Source organism: Christiangramia fulva (assembly GCF_003024155.1).
Lineage (GTDB): Bacteria > Bacteroidota > Bacteroidia > Flavobacteriales > Flavobacteriaceae > Christiangramia > Christiangramia fulva.
Genome location: NZ_CP028136.1, coordinates 3615906 through 3637323, shown reverse-complemented (window position 1 = coordinate 3637323; position 21418 = coordinate 3615906). Strand labels below are relative to the sequence as shown.

Annotated in this window: 19 protein-coding genes; 5 read left to right on the top strand and 14 right to left on the bottom strand. The window is 40.1% G+C overall.

Annotated features, from left to right (window positions below):
* The first annotated feature begins 1 nt into the window (after position 1).
* Both C7S20_RS16350 and C7S20_RS16345 read left to right on the top strand, forming a co-directional pair.
* Positions 2–1351, top strand: a complete 1350-nt coding sequence (locus C7S20_RS16350; RefSeq protein WP_107014279.1) for a vanadium-dependent haloperoxidase — start codon at positions 2–4, stop codon at positions 1349–1351.
* Positions 1352–1354: 3 nt separating this feature from the next.
* Complete coding sequence (locus C7S20_RS16345) at positions 1355–2284, top strand: GyrI-like domain-containing protein (protein WP_107013478.1); 930 nt, start codon at positions 1355–1357, stop codon at positions 2282–2284.
* Here the strand turns inward: C7S20_RS16345 and C7S20_RS16340 are convergent.
* Complete coding sequence (locus C7S20_RS16340) at positions 2281–3165, bottom strand: diacylglycerol/lipid kinase family protein (protein ID WP_107013477.1); 885 nt, start codon at positions 3163–3165, stop codon at positions 2281–2283. The genes C7S20_RS16345 and C7S20_RS16340 overlap by 4 nt on opposite strands.
* Before the next feature lie 69 nt (positions 3166–3234).
* Here C7S20_RS16340 and C7S20_RS16335 point away from each other — a divergent pair, with 69 nt between their 5' ends.
* A complete protein-coding gene (locus tag C7S20_RS16335) occupies positions 3235–4200 on the top strand; it encodes an App1 family protein (RefSeq protein ID WP_107013476.1) in 966 nt (321 codons plus the stop codon).
* A gap of 53 nt (positions 4201–4253) precedes the next feature.
* On the opposite strand, the gene C7S20_RS16330 is transcribed toward C7S20_RS16335, so the two are convergent.
* From C7S20_RS16330 to C7S20_RS16305, 6 genes are all read right to left on the bottom strand, one after another.
* On the bottom strand, positions 4254–5108 hold the full coding sequence (locus C7S20_RS16330) for a YlmC/YmxH family sporulation protein (protein ID WP_107013475.1): 855 nt from the start codon (positions 5106–5108) through the stop codon (positions 4254–4256).
* On the bottom strand, positions 5080–5322 hold the full coding sequence (locus C7S20_RS16325) for a hypothetical protein (RefSeq protein ID WP_107013474.1): 243 nt from the start codon (positions 5320–5322) through the stop codon (positions 5080–5082). The genes C7S20_RS16330 and C7S20_RS16325 overlap by 29 nt, the downstream gene beginning before the upstream one ends.
* 237 nt (positions 5323–5559) lie before the next feature.
* On the bottom strand, positions 5560–6387 hold the full coding sequence (locus C7S20_RS16320; protein WP_107013473.1) for a dienelactone hydrolase family protein: 828 nt from the start codon (positions 6385–6387) through the stop codon (positions 5560–5562).
* Positions 6388–6395: 8 nt separating this feature from the next.
* Positions 6396–7754, bottom strand: coding sequence for a M28 family metallopeptidase (locus C7S20_RS16315; protein WP_107013472.1), 1359 nt, complete (start codon positions 7752–7754; stop codon positions 6396–6398).
* Positions 7755–7859: 105 nt separating this feature from the next.
* Positions 7860–8147, bottom strand: coding sequence for a YtxH domain-containing protein (locus tag C7S20_RS16310; RefSeq protein WP_107013471.1), 288 nt, complete (start codon positions 8145–8147; stop codon positions 7860–7862).
* 130 nt (positions 8148–8277) lie between these two features.
* Complete coding sequence (locus tag C7S20_RS16305) at positions 8278–10491, bottom strand: bifunctional alpha,alpha-trehalose-phosphate synthase (UDP-forming)/trehalose-phosphatase (RefSeq protein WP_107013470.1); 2214 nt, start codon at positions 10489–10491, stop codon at positions 8278–8280.
* Between the two features lie 93 nt (positions 10492–10584).
* Here C7S20_RS16305 and C7S20_RS16300 point away from each other — a divergent pair, with 93 nt between their 5' ends.
* The gene (locus C7S20_RS16300) at positions 10585–12381 is read left to right on the top strand and encodes a glycoside hydrolase family 15 protein (protein ID WP_107013469.1); all 1797 of its coding nucleotides are present in this window, start codon (positions 10585–10587) and stop codon (positions 12379–12381) included.
* A gap of 5 nt (positions 12382–12386) precedes the next feature.
* On the opposite strand, the gene C7S20_RS16295 is transcribed toward C7S20_RS16300, so the two are convergent.
* Positions 12387–13430: a mechanosensitive ion channel family protein gene (locus C7S20_RS16295; RefSeq protein WP_341476508.1), complete on the bottom strand. Its 1044-nt coding sequence runs from the start codon at positions 13428–13430 to the stop codon at positions 12387–12389.
* 151 nt (positions 13431–13581) lie between these two features.
* Between C7S20_RS16295 and C7S20_RS16290 the strand changes: the two genes are divergently transcribed.
* The gene (locus tag C7S20_RS16290; RefSeq protein ID WP_107013468.1) at positions 13582–14478 is read left to right on the top strand and encodes an SMP-30/gluconolactonase/LRE family protein; all 897 of its coding nucleotides are present in this window, start codon (positions 13582–13584) and stop codon (positions 14476–14478) included.
* Between the two features lie 94 nt (positions 14479–14572).
* On the opposite strand, the gene C7S20_RS16285 is transcribed toward C7S20_RS16290, so the two are convergent.
* The 6 genes from C7S20_RS16285 to C7S20_RS16260 are packed head-to-tail and all read right to left on the bottom strand — an operon-like array spanning position 14573 to position 21323.
* Positions 14573–16384, bottom strand: coding sequence for an acyl-CoA dehydrogenase family protein (locus C7S20_RS16285; protein ID WP_107013467.1), 1812 nt, complete (start codon positions 16382–16384; stop codon positions 14573–14575).
* Between the two features lie 48 nt (positions 16385–16432).
* Positions 16433–16792 (bottom strand): four helix bundle protein, encoded by a 360-nt coding sequence (locus C7S20_RS16280; RefSeq protein WP_107013466.1) that lies wholly within the window; start codon positions 16790–16792, stop codon positions 16433–16435.
* Positions 16793–16824: 32 nt separating this feature from the next.
* Positions 16825–18012 carry an acetyl-CoA C-acyltransferase gene (locus C7S20_RS16275; protein WP_107013465.1) on the bottom strand — a complete coding sequence of 396 codons (1188 nt, stop codon included), beginning with the start codon at positions 18010–18012 and terminating at the stop codon, positions 16825–16827.
* Positions 18013–18054: 42 nt separating this feature from the next.
* Positions 18055–18405, bottom strand: a complete 351-nt coding sequence (locus C7S20_RS16270) for a four helix bundle protein (RefSeq protein ID WP_107013464.1) — start codon at positions 18403–18405, stop codon at positions 18055–18057.
* Between the two features lie 27 nt (positions 18406–18432).
* The gene (locus tag C7S20_RS16265) at positions 18433–20838 is read right to left on the bottom strand and encodes a 3-hydroxyacyl-CoA dehydrogenase/enoyl-CoA hydratase family protein (protein WP_107013463.1); all 2406 of its coding nucleotides are present in this window, start codon (positions 20836–20838) and stop codon (positions 18433–18435) included.
* A 26-nt stretch (positions 20839–20864) separates the two neighbouring features.
* Positions 20865–21323: a MarR family winged helix-turn-helix transcriptional regulator gene (locus C7S20_RS16260; RefSeq protein WP_107014277.1), complete on the bottom strand. Its 459-nt coding sequence runs from the start codon at positions 21321–21323 to the stop codon at positions 20865–20867.
* Positions 21324–21418 lie beyond the last annotated feature (95 nt).

Sequence of the window (21418 nt, the reverse complement as noted above, 5' to 3'; positions counted from 1 at the left end):
TATGAAAAGGATTGTAATACTTGCTGTTTTTAGTGCTTTTTTGATTTCCTGCAACCAGGGAAACAAAGAGATAACAGTAACTGCAGATGATTATCACTATGCTAATGATAATGTGAGTAAAACCATGGTGCACGACATTTTTTCGCCACCTGTGGCCAGCAGGGTATATGCTTATACCAACATCGCTGCCTATGAGGTGATGGCCCAGTTTGATAAAAATTATAAAAGCCTTGTGGGTCAGGTTCATGGCCTAAGTCCAGTACCAAAACCAGATTCTGATAAGATCAATCCCGATATTGCAGCGATTGTTGCTTTTTATGATATAGGGACCGAGCTGGTTTTTTCTGAAGATATTTTAAAAAGTAAGCGGGACAGCCTTTTTATTAAATGGAAAGAAATGGATGAGGAAACCTTCAATATCTCTGAAAAATATGGATTGAAGGTGGCATCACATATAAAAGACTGGATGGCTAAAGATAATTATGCCGAAACCAGAACGATGCCTAAATTCTCAGTTCATACTGAAGATGAAGGACGCTGGCAGCCTACACCTCCTTCGTATATGGACGGTATTGAACCTCACTGGATGAAAATCCGACCTTTTGTGATTAAAACCTGTGATCAGTTCAAACCCGCACCACCGCCAACTTTTTCTATGCAGGAGGGAACCAAATTCCACAATGAACTGATGGAGGTTTATAATATTAAAGAAGAAATAGATTCAGTTGGCGATGATGATGAACGAATGGATATTGCCAAATTCTGGGATTGTAATCCTTACGTGTCCATCAACCGCGGTCATCTTATGTTTGCTACTAAAAAGATCACACCGGGGGGTCATTGGATTGGCATCACCAAAATCGCCTGTAAAAAGGCCAATGCCGATCTTGACAAATCCATTTCAGCATATACTCAAACCGCTATTGCGATAGCCGATGGTTTTATTAGCTGTTGGGATGAAAAATACCGAAGTAACCTGGTTAGACCGGAGACTCTTATCAATAAATATATAGATGAAAACTGGACGCCGGTATTACAAACTCCTCCTTTTCCAGAATATACCAGTGGACATTCGGTGGTTTCGGGAGCTGCCGCTATTTCACTAACCGATATTTTTGGAGATGATTTCGCATTTGATGACGATACTGAAATGGATTATGGGCTGCCTATAAGAAGCTATAATTCTTTTAATGAAGCATCGGCTGAAGCTGCTAATAGTCGTTTATATGGAGGGATCCATTATAGATCGGCTATCGAGGTTGGACTTGTTCAGGGCCGCCAACTTGGCAATTATGTGATTAATAATCTTCAATTGACTAATACTGATCAGGATCAGGTAGCATCTAAATAATTTATGAAGAAATTGCTTTTTTTTCTGCTTTTTTTAGCAGCCGGAGGATTATTATGGTTCCTCTTTTTAAAGAAATATGATTATGAATTCAGGATGGATGCTAAATATGGCCCCGGCTCGGTTTACCGGGAGATTTTTGAATGGGAAGAGTTTATAAAACAGAATTCGGGAGAAATAAAGATAAAAGATACTATACCTTACCGGCAGCTTGTTCAGGAATTTAATTCGGGAACACCTGAACAGCTCGATTTATTGTGGGAATTTGAAAAGGAAAATGACTCAGTAACCGGGATCACCGTAAATGTCAGAGTTCCTAATGACAGGTTGAAAAATCGCCTCGCAATTTTAAATCCATTTAAAAAGAGCGAACTAGTAGACAGTCTTAAAAATAAATTGCTGGATTTTAAGCGTCAGTTAAATAAAAAACAAGAAGCTTATCGTATTCATATCTCCGATTCTATTGTGAAATCTCCGGCAATGGACTGCATTTGCCACTCCTCCAAAAACATTAGCTTAAATGGAAAGGCCTGGGAAATGCTACAAACCATTGAGTTTTTACAAGATTATGTTATGGCCAATGATTTGGATTTAAGTGGAAGTCCTTTTGTTAAAGTTACGCGCTGGGACAGAGAAAAAGATTTAATGGATTTTGATTTTTGTTTTCCCGTAAATCTCGTGCAAAGCCTTCGCGAAACAAAAGACGTGCAATTCAAAACTTATTCTTCATCTTCTTCCTTAAAAGCTGTATTTAACGGAAATTATCGTAGTTCTTATCTTGCATGGTTCGATTTATTGGAGAAAGCCGAAGAAAGAGATCTGAAATATTCTGCTCTTCCCCTCGAAATTTTTCATGACAACCCCCAGTCGGGAACTGATGCTATTACCTGGAAAGCCGATATTTATCTTCCGGTTCTTCCGCAGGGAAATCCTTAATTTGGTTTAGGAACGGCTATTTTTAATTTTTGAGGAAGTATCCTTATTTGCACATCGGTTACTTTTCCAAGGTATTCACCGTCTGCCTGAAAGGCCTCGGGTTTGCGACATTTAATACGGGCACTTTTAACAGGGAGTATCTCGACCACTGAAGGGTCAAGATCTACTTCGTTTCGAAGGGTTTTTATGATTTCCATAAAATTGAGCCTTTTGAAGATCAGAATTTCAAAAACCCCGTCATCTGGCTTTCCTTTTGGATTCACATTGGCTCCCGTACCATATTTGTTCGCATTGGCAATACCCAGTAAAACCGCTTTTTCTTCGCGCTTAAAATCTTCTGTTTCAATAGTAAAATGAAAAGGAAATTCGCTTTGGATGAGTGTGGGAAGGGATTGAAGTAAATAGCCAAACTTCCCGCGAATAGAAGAATCTTCGTAATTTCTGATCAGTTCAGCGTTTATACCAAGATCGCTCATGTGTAAGCAAATGATCTCGTTAAGGCACAGAACATCCATATTGATATAATGACCTCCAAGAGCTATATCAATTTGCTTGTCAAGCTGTTTGGGGATATTTAAATTCACAGCCAGCCCATTCGCCGATCCGGCAGGAATTATTCCCATACTTACATCAAGCTCCTTTATCGCGTCGGCAACCAAATTGATAGTTCCATCACCACCACCAACCAGAAGATGGTCAATTTTTTTATCGCCAATGAGATTTTTGATATCCTGTATATCTTCCTTGCCCGAAGTTGTATACAAGTGAAAACCGACCGATAATTTTTGTAGCCTTTCGCGGACTTTTTCAATGATTTCTTTTTTGGAAATTCCTCCCGAAATGGGATTTACAACCAATAAAACTTCCTTAAAATTTACCATATAAGCAGAATGTTCTGCCTAAAATTAATTAATTTGTAAGGAAAGGCTTTGTAAAAAAAACACAATATTTTGAAACTTGACCTAAAGTTGTACCGTGGTTATGTTAACCATGAGGAACTTATCGTTTTTGGACATCTTTTTAAATCCTGGGCGCCTGATAAATACAGCCTCGAAAAGAAAGGTATAAAACATGCTTATTCCATTTTGCACAAATTCAGGATTAAACCTCTATATAATGTTAAGATCAGGCTTAGGTTTAAAGATATTGATGTCACCACCAAAACCTGGGAAGATGGATATTTCCGTTTTAGTATTCCTTTTCATCAGGAACTGGATCCCGGCTGGCACAGTTACGAGGTAACCTGTGATCTTCACGATTTCGGAATAATTGAAAAAGGGGAACTTCTCAAACCATATCCCAGCAAAATGGGAGTGATTTCAGATATTGATGATACTTTTTTAATTTCCCATAGCAATACATTTTTTAAGAAACTATATGTCATGCTTTCCAAAAACATCAATAAGAGAAAGATCTTTGATGATGTTGTAAAGCATTACCAGAGGCTTAGCCTTGCCGGCCAGGATAGTGAAAAAGCATCTAATTCCTTTTTCTACGTTTCAAGCAGTGAATGGAATTTGTATGATTTTATAGAGGAATTTGCCACTTTGCACGAGCTTCCCAAAGCGGTAATCAAATTGAAAAAAATTAAAACCGGCCTGAGGGATTTTTTACGCTCCGGAAGAGGAAATCATGAGCATAAATTTGTGAAAATTAAAGATATCATCTCCTTTTACCCCAATTTGAAATATGTGCTTTTAGGAGACGATTCACAACATGATCCTTTTATTTATGAAAAGGTAGTAAAAACGTTTCCCCTGAGTGTTCGGGCTATTTATATCAGGCAAACTACCCATCATCAAAAGAAAGTAGTCCAAAAGGTGCTGGCAAATATTGAAAGTATGGGAGTGAGCACCTGTTATTTTAGAAATAGTGAAAAAGCCATCAATCACTCAGAAAGAAAAGGTATTATATAAGAAAAGTCCGTTGAAAATAGGTCAACGGACTTTTAATTTAGGTAGTTAATTTCCTATAGTTTATCACGGTTTGTGAATTCCCTCCTGTCATAAAAAGAATCTTCACGCTCCTGTTCCCGGGTTCTTCGTTTACGGGTAACGTAGGGATCTTCACTTTCAAAATTTCGATCCCTTTCCCAATTGCTATCTTCATCCAGTGTTTGTTCAGGATGTACATCGGTATTTAAATGATGGGTTCTTCGCGGAGGATTGTATTCATTATCTACGGGCTTATCTCTGTCGGATTTATAGGTGAGATTTTCCTTTTCTCTCCTTATTTTTTCATCCATATCAGTAGAAGCGGTACGGCTATCGAATTTCCTTCCCGAGCGCGGTTGTTCTTCCCGCATCTTTTCTTCTTCTTTTCTGCGCAGATCACGGTCTGTCATTTCATGTTTTTGCTCCGTTTCTTCTGGCCATAAAGTTCTGTCCCCACGATTGTAAGATCCCAGCACATGCCTTTCGTAATCCCGTGTAATTTCGGTTCCGGGGCGGTAACGTTTTGTTTCCGCAAAGGTTTCATAATTGATATTTTCAGTATAGACAAATTTTTTGTCACTGTTTATATGAACAAGACCTATGGGAATAATAATATGATTTTCCCCTTTTTCATTGATAAATTCGTGCAGGGAAGGATCATGATGAGGCGAATAGGGGTCATGATTAGCATCGATGATGCTTTCATCCACTTCCACATCAATATAGACAACTTTTTCCTTTTCTTTGTTCACCAGAAGGTTATCTACCTTTCCAATAACACGATTATCGCGGTCTTTAACACTCCATCCTCTTACGTCAGGGTCTTTATGATTGACCTTGTAATCTTTTAGCTCGTCAAGTTTATACAAATGTTTTTCGCGTGTACTCATGATTGTCGATTTTTTTAATTTGTTCTACATCCTTCAGTTGCAGGAAATCCTGCGTGTTGACTGAAGTCACATCTTCCATTTCTTCTGTTTGAATTTCCTCATTGTCATCGTCATCACTTCCGTAAATAAATAGGAAAACGACCACGGCAATGATTACAATTAGAAGTATCCATGGCCAGATTGGCTTTCTTTTTTCTACTCTGATATCGGCCATAATAATTTTTTTTGGTTCCTGACTAAGGTAACCATGACGAATGCTAATTTTTTTTAAGCTTAGTGTAAAGTATTGTTAATTAAGATTATGTGAAGAAAAAAACCTGAAAATGAAGAGGATATTCGGGCCATTTAAAAATTAAACAGTAAAACCAGATGAAGGCCAGTCTTCAAAATTTTATTTTCCGGAAAATAAGATTTGCGAGGTTCCCTCGAATTGGTTTTAAAGAACCAGGAACTAGGATTCTTTAAGGAGATTCTTTAATCGTTGCCAGGCCTTGTTATAAGCAGCACGATTGCCCTTATCTGCTTCAGGAGATTCGCCCATTCTCATAAAGGCATGCCCGGCATCTTTATAAATTTCAAAACTGTATTTCTTTTTAAGAGAATCCATTTGTTCTGCCGTTCTTTCAATTGTTGAATTTACCCTTTCGTCTTCCTCTCCATAATAACCATAAACCGGAGCCTGAATTTTTTTTATTGCAGCACTTTCCTTTGGTGCGGTGCCGTAAAATACATGAACTGAGGAAATTTCAGGATTATGGGTCGCATATCGGAAAGCCTGCGATCCACCCCAGCAGAAACCTACCACAGCGACGTTTGCATTAGAAGCAGGATCATTTTTAAGAAATTCATAGGCTGCATCAAGATCGGCGGTCACCTGTTCAGGGTCAAGATCATAAATCGCCGTCCTGGCAGCATCGGGTGATTCAAAATCGCTGGTTCTTTTTTTGCCTTCAACTGAATTGGAAATAAGATCAGGTGCCATGACCAGATATCCTTCTTCCGCAAGTTTATCGATGAAAAGTCTTGCCCAGTCATTAAGGCCACGGTTTTCATGGATCAGCAGGATCGCCCCGGTGGCATGATTTGTTTGCGGATAAGTAACAAAAGCTTCAAACTCCCGGTCACCATGAGAAAGTTTTACCCACTCATGATGCCTTGGCGAATTTGAAAGTTCTTCAGCTTCGCTTTTTTCTCCGGGTTTTTCATTTTTCTGATCTTTACAGGAAACCAAAGAAAAGAGGATAACCAAAGCTGAAAAAATAAAACCTTTATTACTCATATTTCTTATTATCTAAAAACTCCCGAAGGAAAAGTTACCAGACTTTCATGTCCGTCTTTTCCAACCGTGGCCACCCCGAAGAAATAATTATCGACTACGATTCCTTCAAGAGTAAACCCGGTGACATCACCTACAAAGCGTGAATATTGCCAATGCGGTGCAGTTGTATCCCGCCAGTAAATCTTGTAACCTGCGATATCGCCCTGCACTGGTTCCCATTTAAGTTTTACTGAAGGTTCAACAGCCCCTCCAATTTCCACATTTTCAGGAGCAGGCGGAGCCCAGCCCAGAGCTGCAAGGTTGATAGCATTTACCGCAGTAAGTTTTTTAGCATAATCAAAATTAACGCCTTCAACCACATCACCATATTTTATTCCATTTTCAACACGAACATCCTGATGCTGACGGTTATAATTTTCGTGAGCTTCCATAATACGCACTCCCGCATAGCCCAGGTCATTGAAGGAACGATGATGCCCGCCTCGTCCAAATCGATCGAGACGATAGATCATCATAGGGTTCATCTCTGGCATATAGGTTTCGGTGGTTTTATAAATATAGCGCGCCAGCTGGCGGGATATTCCATCAACTTCGCCTCCATAAAAGCGTCGCATGGTACGCTGTCTTTCTGTTTCGTTAGGAGGGACAGGCTCAGAAAATATCCTGAAACTGCGGTTATCGATTACCCCGTCAACACCTTCGATATTTCCTATCATATCGTTGTTCAGAATTCCAATGATCTCCCAGTTATGCTCTTTTGCATATTCTGCCATTCCTTTTCCTCCGAATAATCCCTGTTCTTCCCCTGAAAGACCCAGATAAACTATGCTGTTCTCGAATTTATAGTTTGAAAGGACCCGTGCTGCTTCAATGGTTCCGGCCATTCCGCTGGCATTATCATTTGCACCCGGAGCATCTGAAGTATAATCTGTAGCGTCACTGGCCCGGGAATCAATATCACCGCTCATAATAATATACCTATTGGGATATTTTGTTCCTTTCTGAATCGCGACCACGTTCACCACCAGCGCTTTTTTTGGAACCCGATCTCCATCCTCTGGAGTCACAAGATTTTTTTGATAAAATACATCAAGGCAGTCATCACAGCCATCCGAAATCTCATCAAATTGTGATTTGATCAAGCGCCTCGCAGCACCTATTCCCCTGGTTTCTGAAATGGTATCGCTAAAGGTGTTCCTTGTTCCAAAGCCGGCAAGTTTTCTCACATCATGTTCAATACGGTCCGCCGAAATTTTTTCGATGATATCATACATTGTTGGATCAGTACATTGGGCAGGGGCCGATTTTGAAATAAAGAGGCTGAAAGCTATTAAAAGGTAAAGGTATTGTAAGTTAATCTTGATCATTAGACAGTTTATTTTAAAAGCTCTAAAGTACTTAAGATTCCTAAAAAAAGAAAAAGAAAAACCCCGGAGATTAACCCGGGGTTTAAAATAATAGAAGGGTAGCCTTTAACTAGCCTTCATCTCGTGTATTTCGGCTTTTGCCTCATTTACTTTTTCTTTTGATTTTGAATTAGTAAAATTAGCTTTTGTTTTTGCTTTCAGAGCTTCCATTTTATGATTTAGCGAATCGCTTAGATCATGAATACTTTTATTGGCACTATTGAAGTAATCGTCTCCTTTTTTCGTAATCGCTTTACGAGTATCTTTTCCCTTTTTTGGTGCATATAAAAGACCCAGAACTGCTCCTGCAACTGCTCCTGAAGCTAATCCTAATAATAATTTTCCTGATTTCATAGTATAATGTTTTATGGTTCGAATTATGTTCCGGTAAAATTAGTCAGAAAACCATCCTAAACCATACATAATCAGTTAATGTATGTTTAAACTTTAGCCGATAAATCCCAATAATTTTAACAGGTTTTATTTACAGGCTCTCCTTGAAGGAATTTAGTAAATCCCTTACTTTCGAAGTGCTTTCGACATAATAGCGCGCGCTGGTTTTTTTTATGCCAACTTTTACCGTATATGAGGTTTCAGGTAGTTCCCTGAACATGTATTCATCTGTCCAATCATCCCCAATGGCGAAAATGAAATCGTAATCCTCACCGACCAGTTTTTTATTACAGGCTTTTCCTTTATTTACACCGCTGCTTTTAATTTCAAGCACTTTGTTGCCTTCCAGTACGCTAAGGCCCCTATTGGAGATGAGTTCCTTTAGTGTATTACTCAGTTCATTTGCCCTGATCTCACCAAGTTCAGGATCGGCTTTTCGGTAATGCCAGGCGAGGGAATAGTTCTTTTCTTCAATAAAGGTACCCGGAGTTCGATCTACAAAATTTTCAATGACCGGTCTTACCGCGTCCATCCATTCACTTTTTACATTTTCTGAAAGTTCCCATTCTCCATCGATCTGTCTTGTCCAGACCCCATGTTCTGAAATTAGTTCAATCGGGATATCCTGCCACCAGCTGCCAAGGGTATTTTTATCTCTTCCGCTAATAAGAACCACATCGGTATTTTCCTGGGAATTGAGGTCCCTTATAAGTTCTTTTAATTCATCATCGGGTTTCGCATTTTCTGGTTTATCGGTGAAATTAACCAGCGTTCCGTCATAATCGATAAACAATATTCGTTTTTTAGATCGTTTAAACTGCTCCATGATCTCTTCAGAGATCTTTTGAGTGATGCGAATTGATTTGAATGCATCCCTGTTTTCCCGGGTAGCATGTAAAGCTTTCATAAAATCATTCGCCCACTTTTCAACACTATAGCGGCGTAATCTTTTTTGAAGCATTTTATTACGTTGTATCTGTTCTTCCTCAGGCATACCAAAGGCCGTACATAAGGCCTGGGCCACCTGTTCAAAATTATTAGGATTGATGATAAGAGCTTCATTCATTTCATGTGCAGCGCCGGCCATTTCACTCAAAATAAGTACCCCTGTATGATTGGTACGTGTTGCAATATATTCCTTGGCGACCAAATTCATCCCATCGCGGATAGGAGTAAGAAGGGCAATTCCGCAGGAGGTATAAAGATCAATTAGATTTTCAAAAGGCATGGAACGGTAGAAATACCAGATAGGCGTCCAGCTTACGGTTGAAAATTTTCCGTTAATCCTTCCCACCAATTCATCTACTTCTCTTTTGAGACGCCGATATTGTGGAACGTTTGACCTGGATGGAACTGCGAGCATCACCAGTCTTACTTTTTCAATAAATTCTGGATATTTATCCAGGAAATATTCAAAAGCGCGAATTCGCAAAGCTATTCCCTTAGTGTAATCAAGCCGATCTATACTCAGAATCAGTTTTGCGTCAGGGGTGGATTCAAGATGATGGTTCAGGCGGCGTTGCAGTTCAGATTGTTGATCTTCGGTATTTTTAAAATGATCGAGGGCAGCCTGTTCAAATTTTTTATAATCTATTCCCATAGGAAAAGAATCTACCTTCACAATCCTGTCAGGCAGGGTAATTTCATTAAAATCCACCTGGTATCGAAGGATACGGCTTACCGAACTTAAAAAATGACGTTCATAGTCATAGGTGTGAAAACCAATAAGATCTGCGCCAAGTACTCCTTCTAGAACTTCGTCCCTCCAGGGAAGCGTTCTAAAAACCTCGTATGATGGAAAAGGAATATGATTAAAGAAACCAATCACGGCTTCAGGAGCTTTTTCCCGCACCATATTTGGCACCAGTAAAAGCTGATAATCATGAACCCATATTACATCACCCTCTTCATAATATTTCAGGATTTCATCGGCATATTTCTGGTTCACCTGTTTATAGAATTTCCAGTAGGTATCATCGGCTTCAGTATATTCCATAAAATAGTGAAAAAGAGGCCAGACGGTACGATTACTAAAACCATAGTAAAAACCATCAATTTCATCAGAAGAAAGATTTACCGCTACACAATTCTCATCTTTTGCTTTTTTCTGTACTTCTCCTTTCAGTTTTTCGGGAATTTCTTCTTCGGTTAAACCAGGCCAGCCTATCCAGACACTGTCGCCATCTTTGTGAAAGGATTTCAGCCCAGTAGCCAATCCTCCAACACTTGGAGTAACCTCCAAATGGTCATTTTCAATAGAAATTTGTAGTGGTAATCGGTTGGAAATAATAATAGTTTTGCTCATAATTGTAGTAAATGCTGTTGTGGCGAACTCTTTTTTATTAAATTTCCGAAATTCATTTCACATAGCCATTCATTTAAAAGACTTTTAAGATATATGACTAATTTGGATTATGGTATCATCAGTAATTGTAGAAGCGCCGCCCTCGTTTCAAAATACGGATCTATTGACTGGTGCTGTATGCCTCAATATGATTCTTCGGCCATCTTTGCCAAACTTCTTGATGACGAAATTGGGGGCAGTTTTGAAATTAAGATCAGCGAAGACTATGATATAAAACAGGAATATCTGTGGGAAACGAATATTTTAAGTACGGTTTTTGACAATGGGACTGATTCCTTTCAGCTAATCGATTTTATGCCGCGCTATCCCAGAGAAGATGGTTCTTATTATGCCCCGCCCGATATCATAAGGTTTTTCAGATTAATTAAGGGAAAACCAAAATTCACCATTATCTACGACCCTAAACTGGAATATGCCAGGGAAAAAACCTATAATGAATATAAAGGGGACTACATTAAAAGTTTCACGCGCGAAGGGAAGTATGACTCGCTGTTTTTTTATTCCAGTTTTCATCTGAAGGATATTATTGACAGAAAAGAAGTTGAACTTACCGGAAATGCTTATTGTCTCGTTGGTTATCACGAAAAACTGGTAGAACAGAGCCTTGACAGATGTTATCTGAAATATCAGCGAACCAAGGTCTACTGGATGAACTGGAGCGATAAAACTACCCGCTACACCCATTATGGCAATGAGATCATGCGCAGTGCCCTTGTTTTAAAAGCCTTAAGTTATAAAAAAACAGGTGCGGTTCTTGCAGCGGCTACTACTTCATTGCCTGAAACATTAGGGGAGGAGCGCAACTGGGATTACCGTTTTTGCTGGATCAGGGATGCTTCTATGGTGATCAAAGTGATGGCGGGACTTGGCCATACCAAATCGGCAAAAGATTTTCTGCGCTTCATTATAGATATTATTCCCGATAAGGATGAAAAGATCCAGATCATGTACGGAATAAATAAGGAAAAGGAACTTACGGAACATATTCTTAGCCACTTAAAAGGATACCAAAATTCCAGGCCTGTCCGAACAGGTAATGCAGCTTATATCCAGAAGCAAAATGATATTTACGGAATTTTGATGGAAGTTATTTATCAACAATTCCTCATGTTCGAGACTTCTTTGGAAAATTCGGAACATCTATGGACTATTGTTCGCGGGATAGTTATGATTGTGGAAGAAAACTGGCAAAAACCAGATAAAGGTATCTGGGAGCTCCGTACTGATGAACGACATTTTGTGTTTTCTAAACTTTTATGCTGGGTCGCTATGGATCGAGCCATTAAAATAGGGGAGGTGTTGCGTATGGGAATCAATGACACTAAATGGAAAGCCGTACGTGAAGCGATTTACCGGGATATCTATGATAATGGCTGGAATGAGGAAAAACAGGCCTACACGCAGTATTATGGATCAAACGATCTCGATGCTTCTACCTTGCTGATGCAAACCTACGGATTTATTGAAGCAGATGATCCCAGGTTTGTTAGTACAGTGAAAGCAACTGAAAGGGAACTTTGCGAAGACGGCCTGATGTATCGTTATAAAAATCATGACGATTTTGGAAGACCTACTTCCTCTTTTACAATTTGCACTTTTTGGCTGATAGACAGCTTATATAAAATAGGAGAAAGAGAAAGAGCCAAAGAAATGTTTGAGAGACTGCTCTCCTATAGTAACCATTTGGGGCTTTTTAGTGAAGACATCGATTTTAAAACAAAAAGACTGCTGGGGAATTTCCCCCAAGCTTACTCTCATCTTGCCTTAATAGAAACGGCTGCTAATTTTAGTAAAGGAATCGCTACAGACACCATGCTGATGCAGGATTGATGATTTTATTCTTTTTTCTCCAGTGAAACCCTGGTTTTGGGTAAGGATTCCGGAAAATTCTCCTGGATAAAAACCAGAAGTTTCTCTCTTAAATATACACGCAGATCCCAGGCTGTGGGTGAATCCTTCGCGCTAACCAAAACACGTATTTCTACTGTTTTTTCGGTGGTATTGGTTACCTGCATCACATTCACGGCACCGTCCCAAAGATCGGTTGCTTCCAATAACCTGGTTTGTTCTTTTCTTATCTCATCAAAAGGAATCCGATAATCAACATAGATATAAACAGTTCCGAGAATATCGGCTGAAGTGCGCGTCCAGTTCTGGAAAGTCTTTTCGATAAAATAGGTGGTAGGAACTACCAGGCGGCGTTTATCCCATATTCGCACCACAACATAAGTGAGATTGATCTCCTCAATCCAACCCCATTCTCCTTCCACGATCACCACATCATCAAGCCGGATGGGTTGCGTAATAGCAATCTGGATCCCGGCCAGAAGGGTGGCAATAGCTTTCTGTGCGGCAAGTCCGATAATGATCCCTGCGATTCCGGCAGAAGTAAGCACACTCACACCAATAGACCTGATATTGTCAAAACTCATCAGGGAGATGCCCAAAGCAAGTACCACAATGATAAAAATGATGATATTTTCCAGGATGGTGTACTGCGTATACACTTTCCGGGCTTTTAAATTATTTGCTGTATCAACATCATATTTCCGGAGCATCTGATTTTTAAAAACCTTAAACGAAAAGATGAGAAACCAGGAGATACTAACCACAATACCAATTACGCTCAGATGTCCAACAACTTCTTTCGTGGTTTTAAAAATAAAAATATCGCCTATCACTGCTACCTGCGCAATTAGCGAAGCCAGGAAAATTAGAAGTGGAATTTTGATCCGATGGGCGAAATTCACCGGCAAAATATTTCGTGGATCTTTTCCTACTCGTTTTAAAATATAGAAAACAATAAAAAAAGTTACGACCAGAACGCCGGCTCCTATTAAAATATAATTTGTTACATTTTTCTCCAGTTGCAGATCCAAAATAAGCTACTTTTCCTTAAAGCTACTAAAATTGAGGCTTTTCAGACCTAAATCAACCGATATTTAAGGAATTTTAACCGAAAAGGATTTCGCGAAGGGAACTTTTATTGCAGAAATGGTTTAAATTTCGACTAAAATTAGGCTTGGTATTATGAGAAAATATATTTTGATTGAAGTTTTTCTTCTTTGGATCACTGTATCCTGTAATTCTCATAAGAAAATAATAAAAGAAGGTGCCATGCCGGTATTGATTTCTGAAGAATTTGATTTTACGGAAGGGCCGGCATCTGATGCAAAAGGGAATGTCTATTTTACCGATCAGCCGAATAATCAGATTTTAAAATGGTCTGCAGAAACCGGAAATATTTCTGTTTATATGGAAAATGCCGGTCGCGCCAATGGTTTGTATATTGATAGGAACGGAAATCTTCTTGCCGCCGCTGATGAGAAATCAGAATTATGGCAAATCGATCCTGATAAAAACGTGAAAGTCCTTGTTGATAATTTTCAGAATAAAAGACTTAACGGTCCAAACGACCTTTGGGTTGATTCCAGGGGAGGAATTTATTTTACCGATCCTTATTATCAGCGGGAATACTGGAAAAGGCAGAAGCCGGATATCGATCAGCAACGGGTTTACTATCTAACTCCGGATAAGAAGGAGGTAAAGATTGTTGCTGATGACCTGGTTAAGCCCAACGGGATTATTGGCTCCTGGCAGTATGGTGTCTTATATATTTCAGATATAGGAGCCGGGAAGACCTATTCTTATAAGATATCTGAAGATGGAAATCTTATCGACAAAAAACTATTTGCCCAAATGGGTTCTGACGGAATGACCATGGATCGTAAAGGCAATGTTTACCTTACCGGTGACGGCGTTACAGTTTTCAATAAAGAAGGAAAAAAGATAACATATATTCCTATAGATCGCGATTGGACCGCCAATGTGACTTTTGGAGGAAAAGATCACGACAAATTATTCATTACTGCTTCTGAAGTGGTTTATATTCTTGATATGAATGTAAAGGGTAATCGGTGGAATTAAAAAGCCCGAGAATCTTTGCTGGTCAGGCTGAATTTGAATTCAGGATGACGCAGGAGAAATTCTCAGGCTCTTTCTCAGTAAAACAGGATGTTCCTTAGAAACAATATTTATTTTCTGAAGTCAGTTTTTCTGCAATGGAATTACGAAGTTCCACCACATTAGGCTGATTCTGATATTTTGTAAAACGCTTCAGTCCCATAAGCATCATGCGCTGTTCGTCGCCTTCCGCAAAGGAAACAATCCCTTCTTTGGCTTTTATGGTAACAGTATCAACGGCATTGTAAAGATATAATTGAGCCATCTTTATTTGATATTTTTGATTTTCAATACCATATCTATTCGCGTTCTTTTCAGCTCTGAGAATAGCCGATTCGGCCATATAGGTTTCGATCAGAATATCGGCAGCGGCAAGCAATAATTGCTGATGTTCTTCAAGATCTGGCCCGAATTTCTGAACCGCGCTTCCGGCAACCATCAGAAAAACTTTTTTGAGTTTGGCGATCATCGCTTTTTCTTCTGAAAGCACATCTGCAAAATCGGGTTTTTCCATGGAAGGAATTCCGGTTAGTTCATCGGCGACTTTCATAGCGGGGCCAAGCAGATCAACATGACCTTTCATGGCTTTTTTCACGAGCATTCCTACCGAAAGCATACGGTTGATCTCGTTGGTTCCCTCATAGATCCGGGCGATACGCGCATCTCTCCAGGCAGATTCCATGGGAGTATCGGCAGAGAATCCCATCCCGCCGTAAATCTGGATACCCTGGTCGCTGCAATTCTGAATGTCTTCAGAACAGGCAACTTTCAAAATAGAACATTCAATGGCATATTCCTCAAAGCTTTTCAATTCAGCTTCTGAATAGGAACTTCCTTCCGAAAGCCTGATATCGATCCTGTCCTGGATATTTTTAGCCGCCCGGTAATTAGCCGATTCGCCAACCCAGGCTGAGGTTGCCATTTCAGCAAGTTTAGACTTAATAGCACCAAATTTCGCGATAGGAGTCTTAAACTGAACACGATCATTGGAATATTTCACGGCAAGATCGGTCACTCTTCTCTGCGCGTCGAGTGAAGCCACAGCCAGTTTGATCCGACCCACATTAAGCGCGTTCATTGCGATTTTGAAACCGTTTCCTCTTTCCGAAAGCATATTCTCAACCGGTACTTTGGTGTCATTAAAAAATACCTGACGGGTAGAGGAGGCGTGGATTCCCAGTTTTTTCTCTTCTTCGCCAAAAGTGATTCCGTTTTCTGGATCGTTTTCTACAATAAAACCGGTGATATATTTGTCATCTTCGATCCTCGCGAAAACGATGAACATATTGGCAAATCCGGCATTGGAGATCCACATTTTCTGTCCGCTGATGCTGTAATATTTACCATCTTTAGAAAGAACAGCCTTTGTTTTTCCTGAATTGGCGTCACTTCCCGCATCGGGCTCGGTAAGGCAATAAGCGCCGAACCATTCTCCGGTAGCCAGCTTCGGAATGTATTTCTTTTTTTGCTCCTCGGTTCCGTAAAGCAGGATCGGCATGGTACCAATTCCCGTATGCGCCCCAAAAGCGGTGGCAATCGAACCCGTGGCTCCAGAAATGTAATCACATACCAGCATGGTAGAGATAAAATCCATTCCCAGGCCATCATATTCTTCGGGAACGGTCACGCCAAGGAAGCCTAGTTCCCCGGCTTTTTTCATGATCTCTTCGGTAAGCTTGTAATTTTTCTTTTCAAACTCTTCTTTATTCGGCCAGATTTCGCGGTCAACAAACTCCTTCACGGAATCTTTCATCATTTTCTGTTCCTCAGAAAAGTCTTCCGGGGTAAATACATCATTGCAGTCGGTTTCTTTAACTAGAAATTGACCGCCGCGGAGAATATCTATCTTTGTTGATTGTTCAGTATTCATAATTTTTTGTATTTGTTTGGTTTAAGAAAAAAGAGAAGAGAGAAAAGACTAAAGCTTATTCTGAAAACCCATAGTCATTTTTTGAAATTCTGCGATCTTCTCTTCTAATCGGTTTAATTCTTCCTGATTGATATAATTTCGATGTTTTGCTACTAATATTTGTGTTCCCAATTCAAACGAAGAGCCCAGAGAAATATCCAGGAAATGCCTGAAGGATTTTTCAGTTCTTGAAGAACCTTCAGCGATATTACTTGGCATAGAAACAGAACATCTGCTAATTTGGCTACTTAGGTCATATTTTTCATGCGGTGGAAATTTCTGTAGAAGATCAGAAACTTCATTTGCTATTTCCAAACCTAATTTCCATATTTTCAGATTTTTGTAATTATGCCTTGCGCGTGCTGTCATTGTCTCTTTTCTTTACTCTTTTCTCTTTTTCCTTAGGAAAGAAACTCGTACACTCCTGCGGCTCCCTGCCCGGTTCCAACACACATGGTTACCATGGCGTATTTGTTTTTTAAGTTGCGTTTTCTCATTTCATCAAAGATCTGAACCGAGAGTTTTGCGCCGGTACAACCAAGCGGGTGGCCCATGGAAATTGCTCCTCCGTTCACATTTAGCCTGTCTTTGTCTAAACCTAATTCGCGGATCACGGCGAGTGATTGTGATGCGAAGGCCTCATTGAGCTCAATGAGTTCAAGATCATCCTGTTTGATTCCTGCCATTTTCACGGCTTCCGGAATCGCATAAACAGGACCGATTCCCATAATCCTTGGCTCAACGCCCACAGCTTTATAAGAAACCAGTCTTGCGATTGGCTCAACATTCAGCTCTTTTACCATTTCCTCGCTCATCACCATTACAAAAGCCGCTCCGTCGCTCATTTGCGAGGAATTACCGGCAGTCACGCTTCCGCCTTCTGCGAAAACCGGACGTAGTTTATGGAGAACCTCGAGAGAAGTGTCTTTACGCGGACCTTCATCTTTTGTTACCGTATAACTTCTAGTTTTCTTTTTTCCGTCATCAAAGTAGTTTTCATCGATTTTTATAGGCACGATCTGATCCTGAAAACGATCTTCAGCCTGGGCTTTTAATGCTTTTTGGTGAGAGCTGTAGGCAAATTCGTCCTGGTCTTCCCTGGAAACATTGTACTTCTTGGCCACAGCTTCTGCGGTGAGTCCCATGCCCCAATAATAATCTTCATGACCTTCTTTAGCCACTTCGTAATTCGGAACCGGTTTATAGCCTCCCATTGGGATATAGCTCATACTTTCTGCACCGCCGGCAATAATACAATCGGCCATTCCGGTTTGAATTTTAGCCGAAGCGATCGCGATGGTTTCGAGTCCTGATGCGCAATACCGGTTCACTGTCATCCCCGGAACTCTTACCGTATCCAATCCCATAAGGGAAATGAGGCGACCCACGTTAAGGCCCTGTTCGGCCTCGGGCATGGCGTTACCCACGATCACATCGTCGATCCTGTTTTTATCAAATTCGGGGAGTTTTCCCATCATATATTCAATGGTTTCCGCTGCGAGCTCGTCGGGACGTTTAAAGCGAAAAACACCTCTTGGAGCTTTTCCAACTGCGGTTCTGTATGCTTTGACTATATAGGCTGTTTTCATTTTGCAGTATTTAGTATTTAGTAATGAGTATTGAGATTAACATTACTTTAAAGTTTTTATTAAAGAGTAATTCATTTTCTGAATTTCTATGACTTCATCGAGAATAGGCTGAATCAATTCTCTTGAAGCAAGTTTCAATCGATGGGCTAATGTTAATTGAGTAAAAAGTTCATAAGATGAGCCAGCAGCCATGCTGAGGAAATTTCGAAATTCCCCTTTAGTATCACGACCGGCACCTTCAGCTATATTTGAAGCTATGGAAACAGCACTTCTTCTAATTTGATTTGTTAAGCCAAATTTTTCTTCAGAAGGAAAGTTAGCGCTTAGACTATAAATATCTTCGGCAACTTTCATTGCTTTACTCCAAACCTTTAAATCTTCTAATTTGTGCACGTTTGACTTATTACTCAATACTAACTACTAATTTCTAAGGGGTTTCCCTTTCTTCAGCATATGCTGAAGTCTTTCCAGCGTCTTTCTTTCTCCTGTAAGTGATAGGAAAGCTTCTCTTTCCAGGTCAAGTAGATATCGCTCGCTCACCATCTGGTTAGCCGAAAGATCTCCACCGGCCATTACATAAGCAAGTTTATTAGCGATCTTCTGGTCATGTTCTGAAATATAATTTCCAGCTTTCATCTGGTCGGTTCCTACCAGGAATGCTCCTAGAGCCTGTTTTCCAAGAACCTTAATATCGGTTCTTTCAATGGGTTTGGTATAACCGTTTTCTGCCATCAAAAGGGCCGTTTTCTTAGCAATAGCTAATTGACGATCGGGATTTACCACCACGATGTCTTTTCCTTTTTGAAGAATATTCAAATCGAAAGCTTCATAAGCTGAAGTTGAAACTTTAGCCATTCCGATGGCAAGGAAATGTTCACGTAACCTGTTCAGTTCAACATCGTCTTTCTGATAAGTATCCGAAGCTCTCACGGTCATCTCTTTGGTTCCACCACCGCCAGGAATAACTCCAACTCCAAATTCAACTAATCCTATATAGGTTTCAGCGGCAGCAACCACGCGGTCGGCATGCAGCGAAAGCTCACACCCGCCACCCAGGGTCATCGCATGAGGAGCAGCAACCGTTGGAATTGCGGAGTAGCGCATGCGCATCATGGTATCCTGAAAATATTTGATCGCCATATTGAGCTCATCATATTCCTGCTCAACCGCCATCATAAAGATCATTCCGATATTTGCGCCTACAGAGAAGTTTTTGCCATTGTTGGCAACCACCAGTCCCTGGTAGTCTTTTTCAGCCAAATCTATGGCTTTGTTCAGGCCGTCAAGAACATCTCCACCAATGGTGTTCATTTTGCTGCGGAATTCCACGTTTAATATTCCGTCTCCAAGATCTTCAACGACCACGCCACTATTCTTAAATACTTCTTTTGATTCCCGAATATTGTCGAGAATTATGAAGGCATCCTGCCCTGGAACTTTAACCTGTTTCTTCTGATCAATATCATAATAGAAGGTATTTCCTTCCTTAACTGTATAAAAACTTTCGTTTCCACTCTCAAGCATTTCATTAACCCAGGCGGCAGGCTCATAACTCTCTTTTTTCATCATTTCGACGCCCTTTTTAACGCCAATGGCGTCCCAGATCTGAAACGGGCCGTGTTCCCAACCAAAACCTGCTCTCATGGCATCATCGATCTTATAAAGTTCATCGGTAATTTCTGGGATTCGATTTGAAACGTAGGCGAATAAAGCAGAGAAACTTTTTCTATAGAAATCGCCTGCTTTGTCTTTTCCGTTTATCAGAACTTCAAAACGATCAGCCACATTGTCTATGGATTTTGTTTGTTCCAGAGTAGCGAAAGAAGCTTTTTTCTGATCGCGGTATTCCATAGAATCAAGGTCAAGGCTTTTGATCTCGCTGGAACCGTCGTCTTTTTTAATTTTCTTATAAAAGCCCTGGCCGGTTTTACTTCCATACCACTTATTTTCCACCATGGTATTGATGAAATCGGGTAGAGCGAAGAGGTCGTGAGCTTCATCTTTTGGAACGTTTTCATGAAGACCGTTAGCCACATGAACTAGTGTATCAAGTCCCACCACATCAACGGTTCGGAAGGTAGCCGATTTCTGCCGGCCTATTACCGGTCCTGTAAGTTTATCGACTTCTTCAATGGTCATTCCCATCTCTTTCACCTGGTGGAAAAGGCTCATAATGCTGAAAATCCCTATTCGGTTACCGATAAAAGCCGGAGTATCTTTGGCAATAACTGGTGTTTTTCCAAGGAATTTTTCACCATACATAAACAGAAAATCCAGTATTTCCTGGGAAGTTTCAGGGCCCGGTATGATCTCAAACAGCCTTAAATATCGTGGCGGATTGAAAAAATGGGTTCCGCAGAAATGTTTTTGGAAATCCTCACTTCGGCCTTCACTCATGAATTTTATGGGGATACCGGAAGTGTTAGAAGTTATTATTGTTCCTTTTTTGCGATATTTTTCAAGATTTTCAAAAACCTGTTTTTTAATGTCGAGACGTTCTACCACCACTTCTATGATCCAGTCTGCTTCTGAAACCTTTGAAATATCATCCTGTAGGTTGCCGGTTTTTATCCTGCTTGCGAAATCTTTGTGATAGATAGGCGAGGGCTTTGATTTTAAGGCATTCTGAAGCGAGTCGTTTACAATTCTGTTTCGAACAACTTCATCATCCAGACTCAGCCCCTTTTGTTTTTCCTTTTCGTTGAGTTCACGCGGAACAATATCCAGCAGAAGAACCTCCACCCCAATATTGGCGAAATGGCAGGCAATCCCGCTTCCCATAATTCCGGAACCGATTACTGCAACTTTGTTGATACGTCTTTTCATTATTAGGTTATACTATTTAATTCCTGTTATTTTTCCTTTATCTGAATTTCCTCGGTATAAATTTTCTTTTCATTTATAAGGCTCATAATAGAATTAGCGACCTTTATAAATGTTTCCATTTCTTTTTCTGAAACTGCTTCTTTAACTGCTTCGTCAAATCTTAAAACCACACGCCGCGAATAATCCCGCATTTCCCGGCCAAAATCGGTTAAGCAAATAAGTACACTACGTCCATCTTTAGGATTTTTCCTTCTGGTTATTAATCCCTTTTCTTCCATAGATTTTAATATTCTTGACAGACTTGTGGCTTCCATTCCCATTTTGGGACCCAGGGAGGTGGAAGGTGTGCCTTTTTCAGGATCTATACTTAAAAGCGCGAAACCAGTAGCCATAGTGCTACCCGCTTTACCTGCTTCCTCATTATACATTTTCGAGACTGCCATCCAGGTTGCCCGAAGTACATAATCAATCGTTTTTTCTTTCATCTCACTCATAGAAGTGAACCAAAGTTAGTAAAAAATATTATGCATGCATAATAAAATATGCTAAATAAATAGGGATTTTTTCCGGTAGAGAAGTG

What these genes read in the sequence shown, in the direction of transcription:
- C7S20_RS16265 (WP_107013463.1), bottom strand. Translation starts at nt 20,838, where the DNA reads ATGAAAAGACGTATCAACAAAGTTGCAGTAATCGGTTCCGGAATTATG.
- C7S20_RS16290 (WP_107013468.1), top strand. Translation starts at nt 13,582, where the DNA reads ATGAGAAAATATATTTTGATTGAAGTTTTTCTTCTTTGGATCACTGTA.
- C7S20_RS16315 (WP_107013472.1), bottom strand. Translation starts at nt 7,754, where the DNA reads ATGATCAAGATTAACTTACAATACCTTTACCTTTTAATAGCTTTCAGC.
- C7S20_RS16350 (WP_107014279.1), top strand. Translation starts at nt 2, where the DNA reads ATGAAAAGGATTGTAATACTTGCTGTTTTTAGTGCTTTTTTGATTTCC.
- C7S20_RS16345 (WP_107013478.1), top strand. Translation starts at nt 1,355, where the DNA reads ATGAAGAAATTGCTTTTTTTTCTGCTTTTTTTAGCAGCCGGAGGATTA.
- C7S20_RS16330 (WP_107013475.1), bottom strand. Translation starts at nt 5,108, where the DNA reads ATGAGTACACGCGAAAAACATTTGTATAAACTTGACGAGCTAAAAGAT.
- C7S20_RS16300 (WP_107013469.1), top strand. Translation starts at nt 10,585, where the DNA reads ATGACTAATTTGGATTATGGTATCATCAGTAATTGTAGAAGCGCCGCC.
- C7S20_RS16305 (WP_107013470.1), bottom strand. Translation starts at nt 10,491, where the DNA reads ATGAGCAAAACTATTATTATTTCCAACCGATTACCACTACAAATTTCT.
- C7S20_RS16275 (WP_107013465.1), bottom strand. Translation starts at nt 18,012, where the DNA reads ATGAAAACAGCCTATATAGTCAAAGCATACAGAACCGCAGTTGGAAAA.
- C7S20_RS16310 (WP_107013471.1), bottom strand. Translation starts at nt 8,147, where the DNA reads ATGAAATCAGGAAAATTATTATTAGGATTAGCTTCAGGAGCAGTTGCA.
- C7S20_RS16285 (WP_107013467.1), bottom strand. Translation starts at nt 16,384, where the DNA reads ATGAATACTGAACAATCAACAAAGATAGATATTCTCCGCGGCGGTCAA.
- C7S20_RS16260 (WP_107014277.1), bottom strand. Translation starts at nt 21,323, where the DNA reads ATGAAAGAAAAAACGATTGATTATGTACTTCGGGCAACCTGGATGGCA.
- C7S20_RS16280 (WP_107013466.1), bottom strand. Translation starts at nt 16,792, where the DNA reads ATGACAGCACGCGCAAGGCATAATTACAAAAATCTGAAAATATGGAAA.
- C7S20_RS16340 (WP_107013477.1), bottom strand. Translation starts at nt 3,165, where the DNA reads ATGGTAAATTTTAAGGAAGTTTTATTGGTTGTAAATCCCATTTCGGGA.
- C7S20_RS16320 (WP_107013473.1), bottom strand. Translation starts at nt 6,387, where the DNA reads ATGAGTAATAAAGGTTTTATTTTTTCAGCTTTGGTTATCCTCTTTTCT.
- C7S20_RS16325 (WP_107013474.1), bottom strand. Translation starts at nt 5,322, where the DNA reads ATGGCCGATATCAGAGTAGAAAAAAGAAAGCCAATCTGGCCATGGATA.